The 12,505-nt window shown below is 63.5% G+C and carries 17 protein-coding genes; 12 read left to right on the forward strand and 5 right to left on the reverse strand.

Going from position 1 to position 12,505, the window contains the following annotated elements; translation table 11 throughout:
* Positions 1-9: 9 nt before the first annotated feature.
* Genes fsa through cysS form a run of 5 tightly spaced genes read left to right on the forward strand, consistent with a single transcriptional unit; the run spans position 10 to position 5,068 of the window.
* Entirely contained in the window at positions 10-672 is a 663-nt protein-coding gene (gene fsa / locus K3178_RS03995) for a fructose-6-phosphate aldolase (protein ID WP_221570075.1), read from the forward strand.
* 10 nt (positions 673-682) lie between these two features.
* Positions 683-2,509 (forward strand): cobaltochelatase subunit CobT, encoded by a 1,827-nt coding sequence (gene cobT / locus K3178_RS04000; protein WP_221570076.1) that lies wholly within the window; start codon positions 683-685, stop codon positions 2,507-2,509.
* The gene (locus tag K3178_RS04005; RefSeq protein ID WP_221570077.1) at positions 2,506-2,925 is read left to right on the forward strand and encodes a GNAT family N-acetyltransferase; all 420 of its coding nucleotides are present in this window, start codon (positions 2,506-2,508) and stop codon (positions 2,923-2,925) included. Before cobT ends, K3178_RS04005 begins: the two co-directional genes overlap by 4 nt.
* Positions 2,922-3,596, forward strand: coding sequence for a nitroreductase (locus tag K3178_RS04010; protein WP_221570078.1), 675 nt, complete (start codon positions 2,922-2,924; stop codon positions 3,594-3,596). Before K3178_RS04005 ends, K3178_RS04010 begins: the two co-directional genes overlap by 4 nt.
* A gap of 26 nt (positions 3,597-3,622) precedes the next feature.
* The gene (gene cysS / locus K3178_RS04015; RefSeq protein WP_221570079.1) at positions 3,623-5,068 is read left to right on the forward strand and encodes a cysteine--tRNA ligase; all 1,446 of its coding nucleotides are present in this window, start codon (positions 3,623-3,625) and stop codon (positions 5,066-5,068) included.
* On the opposite strand, the gene K3178_RS04020 is transcribed toward cysS, so the two are convergent.
* On the reverse strand, positions 5,065-5,709 hold the full coding sequence (locus tag K3178_RS04020; RefSeq protein WP_221570080.1) for a 2OG-Fe(II) oxygenase: 645 nt from the start codon (positions 5,707-5,709) through the stop codon (positions 5,065-5,067). The two genes, cysS and K3178_RS04020, sit on opposite strands and share 4 nt — an antisense overlap.
* Before the next feature lie 14 nt (positions 5,710-5,723).
* Here K3178_RS04020 and K3178_RS04025 point away from each other — a divergent pair, with 14 nt between their 5' ends.
* Positions 5,724-6,662 carry a D-2-hydroxyacid dehydrogenase gene (locus tag K3178_RS04025; protein ID WP_221570081.1) on the forward strand — a complete coding sequence of 313 codons (939 nt, stop codon included), beginning with the start codon at positions 5,724-5,726 and terminating at the stop codon, positions 6,660-6,662.
* On the opposite strand, the gene K3178_RS04030 is transcribed toward K3178_RS04025, so the two are convergent.
* Together K3178_RS04030 and K3178_RS04035 are read right to left on the reverse strand one after the other, a co-directional pair.
* Complete coding sequence (locus K3178_RS04030; RefSeq protein ID WP_221570082.1) at positions 6,663-6,944, reverse strand: hypothetical protein; 282 nt, start codon at positions 6,942-6,944, stop codon at positions 6,663-6,665. It lies immediately after the preceding gene.
* 61 nt (positions 6,945-7,005) lie between these two features.
* Positions 7,006-7,218, reverse strand: coding sequence for a hypothetical protein (locus tag K3178_RS04035; RefSeq protein ID WP_221570083.1), 213 nt, complete (start codon positions 7,216-7,218; stop codon positions 7,006-7,008).
* A 188-nt stretch (positions 7,219-7,406) separates the two neighbouring features.
* On the opposite strand from K3178_RS04035, the gene K3178_RS04040 reads away from it, so the two are divergent.
* Positions 7,407-8,036 carry a S24 family peptidase gene (locus tag K3178_RS04040; RefSeq protein WP_221570777.1) on the forward strand — a complete coding sequence of 210 codons (630 nt, stop codon included), beginning with the start codon at positions 7,407-7,409 and terminating at the stop codon, positions 8,034-8,036.
* Positions 8,037-8,135: 99 nt separating this feature from the next.
* Positions 8,136-8,453, forward strand: a complete 318-nt coding sequence (locus tag K3178_RS04045; RefSeq protein WP_221570084.1) for a hypothetical protein — start codon at positions 8,136-8,138, stop codon at positions 8,451-8,453.
* Between the two features lie 28 nt (positions 8,454-8,481).
* Here the strand turns inward: K3178_RS04045 and K3178_RS04050 are convergent, their stop codons facing one another.
* Entirely contained in the window at positions 8,482-8,844 is a 363-nt protein-coding gene (locus K3178_RS04050) for a hypothetical protein (RefSeq protein ID WP_221570085.1), read from the reverse strand.
* Between the two features lie 122 nt (positions 8,845-8,966).
* On the opposite strand from K3178_RS04050, the gene K3178_RS04055 reads away from it, so the two are divergent.
* Complete coding sequence (locus tag K3178_RS04055; protein WP_221570778.1) at positions 8,967-9,608, forward strand: MBL fold metallo-hydrolase; 642 nt, start codon at positions 8,967-8,969, stop codon at positions 9,606-9,608.
* Between the two features lie 6 nt (positions 9,609-9,614).
* On the opposite strand, the gene K3178_RS04060 is transcribed toward K3178_RS04055, so the two are convergent.
* On the reverse strand, positions 9,615-10,016 hold the full coding sequence (locus K3178_RS04060; RefSeq protein WP_221570086.1) for an MAPEG family protein: 402 nt from the start codon (positions 10,014-10,016) through the stop codon (positions 9,615-9,617).
* Between the two features lie 239 nt (positions 10,017-10,255).
* On the opposite strand from K3178_RS04060, the gene rpmF reads away from it, so the two are divergent.
* Genes rpmF through K3178_RS04075 form a run of 3 tightly spaced genes read left to right on the forward strand, consistent with a single transcriptional unit; the run spans position 10,256 to position 12,465 of the window.
* Positions 10,256-10,438 carry a 50S ribosomal protein L32 gene (rpmF, locus tag K3178_RS04065; RefSeq protein ID WP_040965823.1) on the forward strand — a complete coding sequence of 61 codons (183 nt, stop codon included), beginning with the start codon at positions 10,256-10,258 and terminating at the stop codon, positions 10,436-10,438.
* Between the two features lie 27 nt (positions 10,439-10,465).
* Positions 10,466-11,503, forward strand: a complete 1,038-nt coding sequence (gene plsX, locus K3178_RS04070; RefSeq protein WP_221570087.1) for a phosphate acyltransferase PlsX — start codon at positions 10,466-10,468, stop codon at positions 11,501-11,503.
* Positions 11,500-12,465 carry a beta-ketoacyl-ACP synthase III gene (locus K3178_RS04075; RefSeq protein ID WP_221570088.1) on the forward strand — a complete coding sequence of 322 codons (966 nt, stop codon included), beginning with the start codon at positions 11,500-11,502 and terminating at the stop codon, positions 12,463-12,465. Before plsX ends, K3178_RS04075 begins: the two co-directional genes overlap by 4 nt.
* The last annotated feature ends 40 nt before the right edge of the window (positions 12,466-12,505 follow it).

The following is a 12,505-nucleotide window of genomic DNA, read 5'->3' on the forward strand; positions in this document are numbered from 1 at the left end:
GCCCTACCCATGAAATTCTTCGTCGACACCGCCGACATCGCCGACATCAAGGAAATGGCCGACACCGGCCTGCTCGACGGCGTCACCACCAATCCCTCGCTGATCGCCAAGTCGGGCCGCGACTTCATGGAAGTGACCAAGGAGATCTGCGGCATCGTCGATGGTCCGGTCAGCGCCGAGGTGGTCGCGCTCGACCACGAGGCCATGATGAAGGAAGCCGAAACGCTGCGGAAGATCGCGGACAATGTCTGCATCAAGGTGCCGCTGACGATCGACGGCCTCAAGACCTGCAAGGAGCTGACCGGCGACGGCACGATGGTGAACGTCACGCTGTGCTTCTCGGCCAACCAGGCGCTGCTCGCCGCCAAGGCGGGCGCGACCTTCGTATCGCCCTTCGTGGGCCGTCACGATGACAACGGCTTCAACGGCATGGACCTGATCCGCGATATCCGCACGATCTACGACAACTATCCCGGCTTCACGACCGAGATCCTCGTCGCCAGCATCCGCAATCCCGTCCACGTGCTCGAAAGCGCACGCATTGGCGCAGATGTCGCCACCATGCCGGCAGCGGTCATCAAGGGGCTGTTCAAGCACGTCCTGACCGACAAGGGCATCGAAGGCTTCATCGCCGACTGGGAAAAGACTGGCCAGACCATCCCGACCTCCTAAATAGGCGTCCGTGGCAGACCAGACCCCTCTCGACCTGTTCAAGCAGGCGCTGACCGGCACGGCGCGGGCGATCGCGCGCGAGCCGGAAGTGGAGGTTGCATGGAGCGCGGATGCACCGACCCAGTCGGGCAAGAACTTCCGCGTTCCACTGCCCGGCCGCCAGCTGCCGCCCGACCAGGCGCGCGAGGCGCGCGGGTTTGCCGACAGTTTCGCGCTCAAGCTGCGCCACCATAACGAGGCCATGCATGTGCGTGGCGCGCCGCCCGAGCCGATTGCACGCGCCTGCTACGATGCCATCGAGCGCGTGCGGTACGAGGCGGTGGGATCCACCCGCTATTCGGGCATGCGCGACAATCTCGATGCGGCGGTCGAGATGCGCACCGCCACCGATCCCATCGCGCGGGCGAGCGAGGCGCGCGAAGTGCCGCTGCCGACAGCGCTTTCGCTGATGCTGCGCGAGGCGCTGACCGGCGAGGCCATTCCCGACCGGGCGCGCAACGGCGTCGACATGGTGCGGCAGGACATCCTCTCCGCCATCGGCACCGACATGGAGGACCTCGCGGGCGCGCTCGACGACCAGCGCGCCTTCCAGGACCTCACGCTCGACATGCTTCGGCATCTCGAACTGACGCTGCCCGACACGCCCGAGGACGACAGCCGCGAGGATGGCGAGGACGAGGAGGGCGAAGCTCCCGAGAACGACCTGGATTCGGACGAGGAAGAGGAGGGTGAGGCCCAGCCGCAGGAGAGCGATGCGCGCGGCGAAGTTGTCGACGGCGAGGCCGATGGCGATGCCGAGCAGGACGTCGAGGGCGAGCAGGAAATGTCCGACGGCGATCCTTCGGACGAGGATGGCGAAGGCATGCAGCCCGTGCGCCCGAACCGCCCGTGGACCGACTTGCCCGAAGATTTCAATTACAAGGCCTATACCGACAAGTTCGACGAAGTGATCGAAGCGCCCGAGCTGTGCGATCACGAGGAACTGGACCGGCTGCGTGCCTATCTCGACAGCCAGCTTGCCGGATTGCAGGGCGTGGTGACGCGGCTCGCCAATCGCCTCCAGCGCCGCCTCATGGCGCAGCAGAACCGCAGCTGGGATTTCGACCAGGAAGAGGGGCTGCTGGATGCCGCGCGCCTCACCCGCGTGGTCGTCAGCCCCGGCCATGCGCTGTCCTATAAGATCGAGCGCGATACCGAGTTCAAGGACACGGTCGTCACCCTGCTGATCGACAATTCGGGCAGTATGCGCGGGCGGCCGATTTCCATCGCCGCGATCAGCGCCGACATCATGGCGCGCACGCTCGAACGCTGCGGCGTGAAGACCGAAATCCTCGGCTTCACCACCCGCGCGTGGAAGGGCGGACAGAGCCGCGAGGCATGGCTTGCCGATGGCCGTCCCGCCGATCCGGGCCGCCTCAACGATCTGCGCCACATCATCTACAAGAAGGCCGACGAGCCATGGCGCCGCGCGCGCCGCAACCTTGGCCTGATGATGCGCGAGGGGCTGCTGAAGGAAAACATCGACGGCGAGGCGCTGCTCTGGGCGCACACCCGCCTGCTCGCCCGCCCCGAAGACCGCCGCATCCTGCTGGTGATCTCGGACGGCGCACCGGTCGACGACAGCACGCTGAGCGTGAACCAGGCAGGCTATCTCGAAGGACACCTGCGCAAGGTGATCGAGTGGATCGAGAAGCAGAGCCCCGTCCAGCTCGCCGCCATCGGCATCGGCCATGACGTGACCCGCTACTACAAGCGCTCGGTGACGATCATGGACGTGGAACAGCTCGGCGGCACGATTATCGAGCAGCTTGCGGGGTTGTTCGAGGTGGAGGGGTGAGCATCGATATCCGATTGCTTGCACCCGACGATGCCGATTTGATCGCGAACTCGGCTCACCTTTTCGACGAGAAACCACGTCCTGGCCGGACTTCCGATTTCCTTTCTCGACCCGATCATTTTATCTGGTTTGCTCTCGAGAATGGCCGTGCCATCGGTTTCGTTTCGGCTTCGCTTTATCGCAATGCCGACAAACAGGACGAGATATTCATCCACGAGCTGGGTGTGGACGCGGAGGCACGCCGCAATGGGGTCGGCACAAAGCTGATTGAGATCGTGAAAGGAAAAGCACGGGAGCTTGGCTGCGGTCATGTTTTCGTGTTCGCAGAAGGCGATGACGGACGCGCGCAGCAATTCTACCGATCGCTGCAAGGCAAAGAGGAGGCAGCGGTGATGTTCGGGTGGGATATCGAATGAAAGTCACCGACGCCGTCCAGTCCCGCCGCTCCGTCCGCGCCTTCACCAACCAGCCGGTCGACCGCGACACGCTTACCCGTGTGCTTGAAAAGGCGCAGCGATCACCATCGGGCGGCAATGTCCAGCCGTGGAATGCCGTCGTCCTCGCCGGCGAGCCGATGGAGGCGCTGTTCGACCGGGTAGCGCAGGAATTTCCCAAGGGGCGCGCGGCGCTGAAGCCCGAATACGATATTTATCCCAAGGACCTCGACGGCGCTTACGAAGAGCGCCGTTTCGGCGTGGGCGAGGACATGTACGCCTCGCTCGGCATCACGCGCGAGGACAAAGCCAAGCGCCTCATGTGGTTTGCCAACAACTTCCGCGCCTTCGGGGCGCCGGTGCTGATGCTGGTCCACACGCCGAAGTACATGGGCCCTCCGCAGTGGAGCGATATCGGCATGTGGCTGCAGACCATCATGCTGTTGCTGCGCGAGGAGGGCCTCGACAGCTGCGCGCAGGAAGCATGGGCCGCCTACAGCCCGCAAGTGCGCGAAATGGTCGACATTCCCGAGGACCACATCTTCTTCTGCGGCATGGCCATCGGCTACCGGGATGCGGATGCGCCGGTGAACCGGTTCGATGTGAAACGTGCAGGGCTGGACGAATCCGTACGCTGGGAGGGTTGGCAGTAAGCGCGCCGCGACCTAATGGCCTGCGCATGACCGAAACGCCATTGAAGCTGTTCAACTCGCTCACCCGCCAGATCGAGACGTTCACTCCCGTCCACCTAGGCGAGGCGCGCGTCTACACCTGCGGCCCGACAGTCTACAATTACCCCCACATCGGCAATATGCGCGCCTATGTCTTCGCGGACATTCTGGGCCGCACGCTGAGCTGGAAGGGCTACGACCTCACCCACATCATCAACATCACCGATGTCGGGCACCTGACCGACGACGGTGATGCGGGCGAGGACAAGATGGAAAAGATGGCTGCCGAAAAAGCGCAGTCCATCTGGGACATCGCGAAGCACTATACGGAAGCCTACTGGGCCGATGTGAAGGCCTTGAACATCCGCCAGCCGGCCAAGTGGTCGGTCGCCACCGATTACATCGACGAGATGATCGACTTCGCGAAGGGCATCGCGGACAAGCATTGCTATGAGCTCGAGAGCGGGCTCTATTTCGACGTCTCGACCATCGAAGATTACGGCAAGCTCGCCCGCGCCGTTACTGAAGAAGGCGAGGGCCGCATCGAAACGGTCGAGGGCAAGCGCAACGCCGCCGATTTCGCCATCTGGCGCAAGACGCCCGTAGGCGGGACGCGGCAAATGGAATGGGATTCCCCTTGGGGCAAGGGCGCGCCCGGCTGGCATCTCGAATGCTCGGTCATGGGCGGCAAGCTTCTTGGCTTCCCCTTCGACATCCACACCGGCGGCATCGATCACCGCGAGATCCACCACCCCAACGAAATCGCGCAAAACCAGGCGCATTGCTGCACGGGCGGCCTTGGCGAGGCCGAGAACAGCGGCGCGCGTATCTGGATGCACAACAACTTCCTCGTCGAGCGCAGCGGCAAGATGAGCAAGAGCGCGGGCGAGTTCCTGCGCCTGCAATTGCTCATCGATAAGGGCTATCACCCGCTCGCCTACCGCATGATGTGCCTGCAGGCGCATTACCGCAGCGAGCTGGAGTTCAGCTGGGAAGGGCTGGGCGCGGCGCTGACGCGGCTCAAGCGGATCGTGATGCAGGTGGATCGGCTCAAGGAAGACCTAGCCGGTGATCCGTCACACCAGAAGTTTGTGCCGATGCGCGAGAAGTTCGCAGCTGCCATCTCCGACGACCTCAATACCTCGGTGGCGCTGGTCGCGCTGGAAGAGGCGCTGGCGGTCAAGAAAGTCGATGGCGGGGTGAAGCGCGCCGTGGTCGAGGAAATGGACCGCGTTTTGGGCCTCGACCTGTTCGGCCTGACCCGCGAGGCGCTCCGCATCCGACCGAAGACTGCCGAAATTACCGAAGCCGAAATCGAGGCGGAAATCCTTCGCCGCAAAGACGCCAAGGTGGAGAAAGACTACGCCACTTCGGACGCAATCCGCGCCAGCCTCGCCGCAAAGGGCGTCGAAGTGATGGACGGCGATCCGCTTGGCTGGGAGTGGAAGCTCTAGGCCAGCCTCCGCCCGAGCCAGCAGGTCAGCGCAAACCGTGCCTCGGCAAAGGGGGCATCGGGCTGGATCACCTTGCGCACCTCGTGCGGCGCGAAGCTGGGGAAGGCGACCAACCGGTCGTTCAGCGGTTCGAACACCTGCTCATCGCCGCGCCCGAACAGCCCTCGCAGGACCAGTTCTCCACCTTCGAAGCGTGCTTCGGGCCGGTGCGCGTAATAAGTCAGCGTCACGAGCCGGTCATAGCCGAGGAAGGCGCGGTTCCCGCCTGTGACCACATCCGAATGCGGCAGGAAAAAATCGCCATCGCGATGCGCGGAAAGCGAGAACTGGTGGTGCGGCTCGGCAAGCGGCTCGATCCGTAGCTCTTCGAACACATTTCTTTCTGCGGCACGGGCAAGGAAGCGATCCGCGAGCGAGCCAAGTTCGCCCTCGAAGCTCAGGCATCGCCGTGTTGCCGTGTCGAGTTCGCGCTCCACACCCGGCCGTGTCACCACCGCGCGCGCAAATTCGCTCTCGTGAGCCTCCGCGAAATCGCACAATTCCGCCGCGAAATCCGCGCCCATGAAACCGTCGACCAGCAGCACCGGAACCTGCGCGGTCTTGACGCGCGCACTCGCTTCGGGTTCGTCCGTTCTCGCCATTGGAGAGACGCTAGATGACCAAAGCCGTGATGTCTGCCCTGATCCGCCCGCTGGTAGAGCCGCGGCTGCCCGACTGGGTGGAGCCGCTATGGTTCATGTCGAAGGAGCAGGCGCTGGAGTTCGCTCCGGAAGCGGAGATCGGATGGTTCGACCTCAATGAAAAGGAGCCGATGGCCGAGATCGCCACCGCAGCGACCAATCTCAAATGGCTCAATTCGATCTATGCCGGGCTCGATTTCATGCCGCTCGACCTGCTGGCGGAGCGCGGTGTCACCGTGACCAATGGCGTCGGGATCAACGCGATCACTATCGCCGAATATGTCGTCATGCTGATGCTCGCCCATGCGAAGGGGTATCGCGAAGTAGTGCGCGCGCAGGACCGGAAGGAATGGCTGCTCGACAGCCCCGGCAAGCGCGAGTTGTCGGGCGAGCGAGTGCTGCTGCTCGGCCTCGGTGCGATCGGCAAGCTTATAAAGACGCGGCTCGAGGCTTTCGACATGACCGTCGTCCCCGTGCGTCGTTCGGGCGGGCAAGGTGCGCTGCGCCCCGGCGAATGGCGCGAAAAGCTGGGCGAATTCGACTGGGTGATCCTCGCCGTCCCATCCACTGACGAGACCCGCCACATGATCGGCGAGATCGAGCTTGCCTCCATGCGCCCCAACGCGGTGCTGGTGAACATCGCGCGTGGCGATGTGGTGAAGCAGGACGACCTCGTCGCCGCGCTCGAGGCGAAGCGTATCGATGCCGCGCTGCTCGACGTCACCGATCCGGAGCCCTTGCCCGAGGATCACCCGCTATGGGGCCTCGACAACGCGCAGGTCACCATGCACCTCTCGGGCCGCGCGCAGACCAAGATGTTCCAACGCAGCGCCGACCGGTTTATCGAAAACCTCGAGCGCTGGCACAAGGGCGAGCCGGTTCAGCCGCAGATGGATCTGGCGGCGGGGTATTAATCAGGCATCCTCCAGCAAGAGCAGGTCGCATTGCACCACCAGCCGCGGGCTGGGGGAGAGGCGGTGTTCCACTTCAACCACGCCCGCATCGGCGACCAGCTGGCCGGGGATCGCGAATTCGTGATCGGGCAGGGTTGCCACGAAGCGCTCTCCTGCCTCCACCGCCTCATCGCCGGCGAACAATATCGACAGGCTGTGGCGCGTGCCGGCAAAAGTGATGCTGGCCCAGGCCCGCTCGGTGTGGGTGATGACCTGCCCATGATGCTCGCTCAGCTTGAGCATCGCTTTGCGGACCCGGTCGGCTGCCGATCGGCGAGAACGGGACGGGCGAGGGGTTTTGTTATCATTGTACATCCGGCAGCTCCCTTGAGAAATCGGCCCTTGCTGCATCGAAACCGGACATGAAGCCGCGGATGCGCGCCTCGGTCCCGCTGCGCGGTTCGCGGCCCATGCGCAGGTCCAGCACGAAGCGCGGATCATGCGCCGCAAGGCGGCCGAACTTCGTCGGCGGCATGTCATGTACGCGAAGGAATTTCTCTATCGAGCGGATCAGCATTGCCAGGGCTCCCCATAGGCTTTGTCCAACTGGCGAATCGCTTCGCCTGTTCCCGATACGTTCCATTCGAAATCCTACTTGTCTAGGAAAAATCCTATGCTATAGGAATTTTCTCGCATAGATCCTCCTGCACCTCCCGTTTCGGGACAATTCTGGAGGACGAAAGGAAGGATGTGCCGTTGGCGGAGATGACCCCGGAACGCGAAAGGCTGGTCGAGCTGACCGAGCAGGCGCGCACGAGCCTGTCCTCGCTGTCCGCCATGTTGGGCCGTAATCCCAGTTACTTGCAGCAGTTCGTCCGCAAGGGCAGTCCGCGCAAGCTGGAGGAGGCCGACCGCCGCCGCCTCGCCGAATTCTTCGGCGTGGACGAGGTCGAACTGGGCGCCGATCCCGACTTTCGGGCCCCGCGCGAATCGGAAGACTTCATTGCCGTCCCGCGCTTGCCTCTCGATGCCTCGGCGGGCCCAGGTGCCTTTTCTGCAGAGGAAATTTCCTTCGACTCGTTCCGCTTCTCTCGCCGATGGCTTCGCGAGATGGGCCTCGAAGGCGCCGACCTCACGGCCATCCGGGTAGAAGGAGACAGCATGGAGCCAACCTTGCGCAGCGGCGACGAGATCTTCGTCGACCGCCACAAGCGCAGCGGCGAGGGCATTCATGTCGTTCGCATCGGCGATGCGCTGCATGTCAAACAGGTACAGGCCAGCGCACCCGGTCGCATTTCCCTGATCAGCGCGAATGAAGCCTATGCCCCGATCGAGCTCGCGCGCGAGGAGGTCGAGGTGATCGGGAGAGTGGTGTGGAAGGGCGGCAGGATCTGACTTTCCGTCTTAGGAACAATCGCTTGGGGCAGCCGTATCACCTTCAACACCCCGCATGAGGACGGAGATGGCGGGGCGAAAGCACAGGAGAGAGCCCCAATGAACAAGTTCCTCATTCCCGCAACCCTCGCCAGCACAGTGCTGCTAGGTGGATGCGCCTCGCTCGGCGGCCTCGGAGGCCTGCTCGGCGGCGACGACTATGGATACAATGCTCGAGGTGATTTTGAAGCTGCAGCCGTTCGAGCTTGTGGCCAGGAAGCCTCTCGCTACGGCCGCGTCAGCATCCAGAACGTCGACCAACAGGGCCGGGACTATGTCTATGTCTACGGACGGATCGAAACGCGCGATTATAACCGCGACGAATTCACCTGCGTGTTCCGCAATGACGGCCGGATTGTCGATTTCCAGACCCGTTAAAACCCCCGCACCAAGACCACCGCGCGCCTTATGATGGCGTGCGGTGGTAGTCGTCGGACTGCAGCGTCATGATGTGGTCGGCGATGGTCGCAATGTCTTCCTCGTCCAGGTCGACGTCCATCTGAAGCGGATAGTTATGCGCATCGGACAGGAAGGCGACGAGCGTTTCGTGCGTTACGCCCGGGCTGTTGGCGATGTCCGCAAACCCGGGCGCCTGCGGGTTGGGTGATAAGCTGTCCGCCGTGACGGCATGGCAATCGCCGCAAATGGCGATCACGTAGACCGGAGCCTGCTCCGGCTCGTTCGAGGATGCGATCTGCGCTCCCGGGGCTTGATGCTGGCAACTTGCGGCCAGCATTCCGGCCAGCATCAAAGGGATAGAACGAAGCATCTGCGTGTCTCCTTGCCGGGACCGAATACCACATTCCAGGCAGTCGCACCTTGTTTCAGATCAAGAAGCAACGCATCTGTTGCGTCATGACCGAAGCGACTACCAAACCTGCCACCCCTCCGATGAAAGCCGGCATCGTGCCGGTAACGCCGCTCCAGCAGAATTGCTCGCTGGTCTGGTGCACTGCGACGAACAAGGGCGCGCTGATCGATCCGGGCGGCGATCTCGACAAGCTCAAGGCGGCGGTCAAGCAGACCGGCGTGGAGCTCGAAAAAATCCTGATCACCCACGGCCACATCGACCATTGCGGCGAGGCGGGAATACTCGCGAAGGAACTGGGTCTCCCGATCGAAGGGCCGCATGAGGACGACCGTTTCTGGATCAGCCGTCTCGACGAGGACGGCGCGCGTTATGGCGTGAACGGACAGGTGTTCGAACCCGACCGCTGGCTGGTCGATGGCGACACGGTGACAGTGGGCGACCTTACCCTCGAAGTCATTCATTGCCCGGGCCACACGCCCGGCCATGTCGTGTTCTTCCACCGGCCGAGCAAGTTTGCCGTGGTCGGCGATGTGCTGTTTCAGGGCAGCATCGGGCGCACCGACTTCCCGATGGGCAACCACCAGGATTTGATCGACGCAATCACCAAGAAACTGTGGCCGCTGGGGGACGATGTGACCTTCATCCCCGGTCACGGCCCCACCAGCACTTTCGGCCAAGAGCGCAAGACCAACGCCTTCGTCAGCGACGCGGCGCTGGCCTGAGCCGACTTACATCACGCCGAGCGTAATCAGCACCGCGACCACCGCGAGGCCGAGCAGCGACAGCATGGTGATCAGCACGCCGATCGGGCGCCCAACTGCGAACGTGCCGCCATCCATGCCGAGGCCATGCGCCACCCGGCCGAGCATGTAGATCGCCACGACCCATGCGAGCCATGGTTCGCCGCGTCCGGCAATCTCGATGGCTGCGACGAGGATCAGGAAGAAGGCAGTATTCTCAAGGAAATTGAGCTGCGCGCGCATTCGGGCGGTCAGCGGGCCGCCGGGACCGTCGTCGCCGATCGAAATCTTGGTCTTCGCGCGCATCTGGCCTGCGCGCAGGCCGAGCCAGATGTTGATAATTGCTGCTGCGGCGGCGGCGGTCAGCGTGACAGGCAATACGATACCCATTGATCTTCTCCCTCGATTGCACCCTTGGGACAGGTGCTATGCCCCCGCATTGCGCGCGGCAATCGTGCCGGTCCGATTATCCTCCGCTACGCTTGCATCTTCCCGAAAAATCGCTATAGCGCGCGCCTTCACCGTCACGGTCGGGAAATTCGTCGCCACCGCACTCTTGTGCGATGCCGGAGCTTCCCCTAGGGCGGCCACCGAAATTGACTGAAATTGTTTGAGGAACAGGTGCCGAGATGGCCGTCCCCAAGAGAAAAGTATCGCCCCACCGTCGCGGCAACCGTCGTGCGCATGATTCGCTCAAGGTCGAAGCTCATCACGAGTGCTCGAACTGTGGCGAGCTGAAGCGTCCGCACAACCTGTGCCCGCACTGCGGCTATTACAACGGGCGCGAAGTGCTCGCCCCCGAAGGTCTCTAAGACCAATAGCTTGAACCGGAGAACGTCATGAGTTTGCCGCGTATCGCTATCGACGCGATGGGCGGGGATGAAGGCGTGCGCACCATGATCGAGGGCGCCGCGCTCGCGCGCAGGCGCCACGATCGATTCAAGTTCCTGCTGGTCGGCGACGAGACGCGGATCAAGGCCGCGCTCGCAGACCACCCCGGCATGGCCGAAGCCAGCGAAATCCTCCACTGCGAGGACGTGGTCGCCGGTGACGAGAAACCTTCAAGGGCCCTGCGCCGCGCGAAGACCACCAGCATGGGCCTTGCGGTCGATGCGGTGAAGCGCGGCGAGGCGGGTGCTGCCGTTTCCGCCGGAAATACCGGCGCGCTTATGGCAATGAGCAAGCTCGCGCTGCGCACCATGCCCGGTCTCGACCGACCTGCGCTGGCGGCGCTGCTGCCGACGCTCGGCGATAACGACGTTATCATGCTCGACCTCGGCGCGAACCGTGAATGCGACGCGCGCAACCTCGTGCAGTTTGCCATCATGGGCGCGGCTTATTCGCGCATCGTGACCGGTCGCGAGCGCCCGCGAGTGCGCTTGCTCAACATCGGTACCGAAGAAACCAAGGGCACCGAGGATATCCAGGCCGCCGCGGATCGCCTTCGCGCAGCCGACACGCTCTCGATGGATTTCGAAGGCTATGTCGAAGCCGACAAGATCAATCGCGGCGAATGCGATGTGGTCGTGTGTGACGGTTTCTCGGGTAACATTGCCCTGAAGGCCATCGAAGGCGCGGCACGCTTCGTGACCGACCTGCTGCGCAGCGCATTCTCCTCTTCCTTCCGCTCGAAGGTGGGCTTCCTCGTCTCGCGGCCGGCGACCGAGCTGCTCAAGCATCATCTCGACCCGAATAACCACAATGGCGCGGTCTTCCTCGGCCTCAACGGCGTAGTGGTGAAGAGCCACGGCAGCGCCAATGCCAAGGGCGTGGCCAATGCGGTGGAAGTCGCCGCCCGCCTGCTGGAAGACGACATCACCAACCGTATCGCGAAGGACCTCGGCGCGATCGATACCGAAAGCCTCGGCGCGAAATGATCCGCGCGGTAATCACCGGCAGCGGCAGCGCGCTCCCGAAAAACTGCGTCACCAACGCGGATCTCGAGAGCAAGGTCGACACGACCGACGAATGGATTGTCGAGCGCACCGGCATCCGCCAGCGCTATATCGCCGAGGACGGCGAGACGACGTCCAGCCTCGCCATCGAGGCATCGCGCAAGGCGCTTGCAGATGCGGGCGTGGATGCCGCCGAAATAGGCCTCATCATCCTCGCAACCGCAACGCCGGATCACACATTTCCCGCTACCGCTACGCAGGTCCAGCAGGCGCTCGGCTGCCGCGGCGGCGTGGCGTTCGACGTGGCCGCAGTCTGCTCGGGCTTCCTCTACGCACTGGGTACGGCGGAATCGCTGCTGCGCACCGGCATGGCCAAGAAGGCGCTGGTGATCGGTGCCGAGACATTCAGCCGCATCCTCGACTGGGAAGACCGCACGACCTGCGTGCTGTTCGGAGACGGCGCGGGCGCTGTCGTGCTCGAAGCGCAGGACGTGGCCGAAGACGGTCCCGGCATCCTTGCCACCCGGCTCCATGCAGACGGCGAGCACAAGGAACTGCTCTATGTCGACGGCGGACCGTCCACCACGGGCGAGGTCGGCAAGCTGCGCATGAAGGGGCGCGAGGTCTTCCGCCATGCCGTGGTCAACCTTGCCGAAGTGCTCGGCGAGGTGCTCGAGGATGCGGGTGTCACGGCGCAGGACATCGACTGGGTCGTCCCGCACCAGGCCAACGCGAGGATCCTCGATGCGACCGCACGCAAGCTGGGGCTTCCGGCGGAGAAAGTGATCGTCACCGTAGACCAGCATGCCAACACTTCGGCAGCATCGGTTCCGCTGGCTTTCGACGTTGCGCGCAAGGACGGCCGGATCAAATCCGGCGACCTCGTGATGTTCGAGGCGATGGGCGGCGGCTTCACCTGGGGCGCAAGTCTCGCCAGGGTATAACTTTTGTTAGAAAAGTGCCCTGCGCGCGTTGCGGGAATCG

The organism is Qipengyuania sphaerica, from assembly GCF_019711595.1.
In the GTDB taxonomy this organism is placed as follows: domain Bacteria; phylum Pseudomonadota; class Alphaproteobacteria; order Sphingomonadales; family Sphingomonadaceae; genus Qipengyuania; species Qipengyuania sphaerica.

Excerpts from the sequence above, each read along its gene's own strand:
- rpmF (WP_040965823.1), top strand. The coding sequence starts at position 10,256 with ATGGCCGTCCCCAAGAGAAAAGTATCGCCCCACCGTCGCGGCAACCGT.
- K3178_RS04025 (WP_221570081.1), top strand. The coding sequence starts at position 5,724 with ATGACCAAAGCCGTGATGTCTGCCCTGATCCGCCCGCTGGTAGAGCCG.
- fsa (WP_221570075.1), top strand. The coding sequence starts at position 10 with ATGAAATTCTTCGTCGACACCGCCGACATCGCCGACATCAAGGAAATG.
- K3178_RS04050 (WP_221570085.1), bottom strand. The coding sequence starts at position 8,844 with ATGCTTCGTTCTATCCCTTTGATGCTGGCCGGAATGCTGGCCGCAAGT.
- K3178_RS04020 (WP_221570080.1), bottom strand. The coding sequence starts at position 5,709 with ATGGCGAGAACGGACGAACCCGAAGCGAGTGCGCGCGTCAAGACCGCG.
- K3178_RS04010 (WP_221570078.1), top strand. The coding sequence starts at position 2,922 with ATGAAAGTCACCGACGCCGTCCAGTCCCGCCGCTCCGTCCGCGCCTTC.
- K3178_RS04035 (WP_221570083.1), bottom strand. The coding sequence starts at position 7,218 with ATGCTGATCCGCTCGATAGAGAAATTCCTTCGCGTACATGACATGCCG.
- K3178_RS04030 (WP_221570082.1), bottom strand. The coding sequence starts at position 6,944 with ATGCTCAAGCTGAGCGAGCATCATGGGCAGGTCATCACCCACACCGAG.
- cysS (WP_221570079.1), top strand. The coding sequence starts at position 3,623 with ATGACCGAAACGCCATTGAAGCTGTTCAACTCGCTCACCCGCCAGATC.
- K3178_RS04040 (WP_221570777.1), top strand. The coding sequence starts at position 7,407 with ATGACCCCGGAACGCGAAAGGCTGGTCGAGCTGACCGAGCAGGCGCGC.
- K3178_RS04060 (WP_221570086.1), bottom strand. The coding sequence starts at position 10,016 with ATGGGTATCGTATTGCCTGTCACGCTGACCGCCGCCGCCGCAGCAGCA.
- K3178_RS04075 (WP_221570088.1), top strand. The coding sequence starts at position 11,500 with ATGATCCGCGCGGTAATCACCGGCAGCGGCAGCGCGCTCCCGAAAAAC.
- K3178_RS04045 (WP_221570084.1), top strand. The coding sequence starts at position 8,136 with ATGAACAAGTTCCTCATTCCCGCAACCCTCGCCAGCACAGTGCTGCTA.
- plsX (WP_221570087.1), top strand. The coding sequence starts at position 10,466 with ATGAGTTTGCCGCGTATCGCTATCGACGCGATGGGCGGGGATGAAGGC.
- K3178_RS04055 (WP_221570778.1), top strand. The coding sequence starts at position 8,967 with ATGAAAGCCGGCATCGTGCCGGTAACGCCGCTCCAGCAGAATTGCTCG.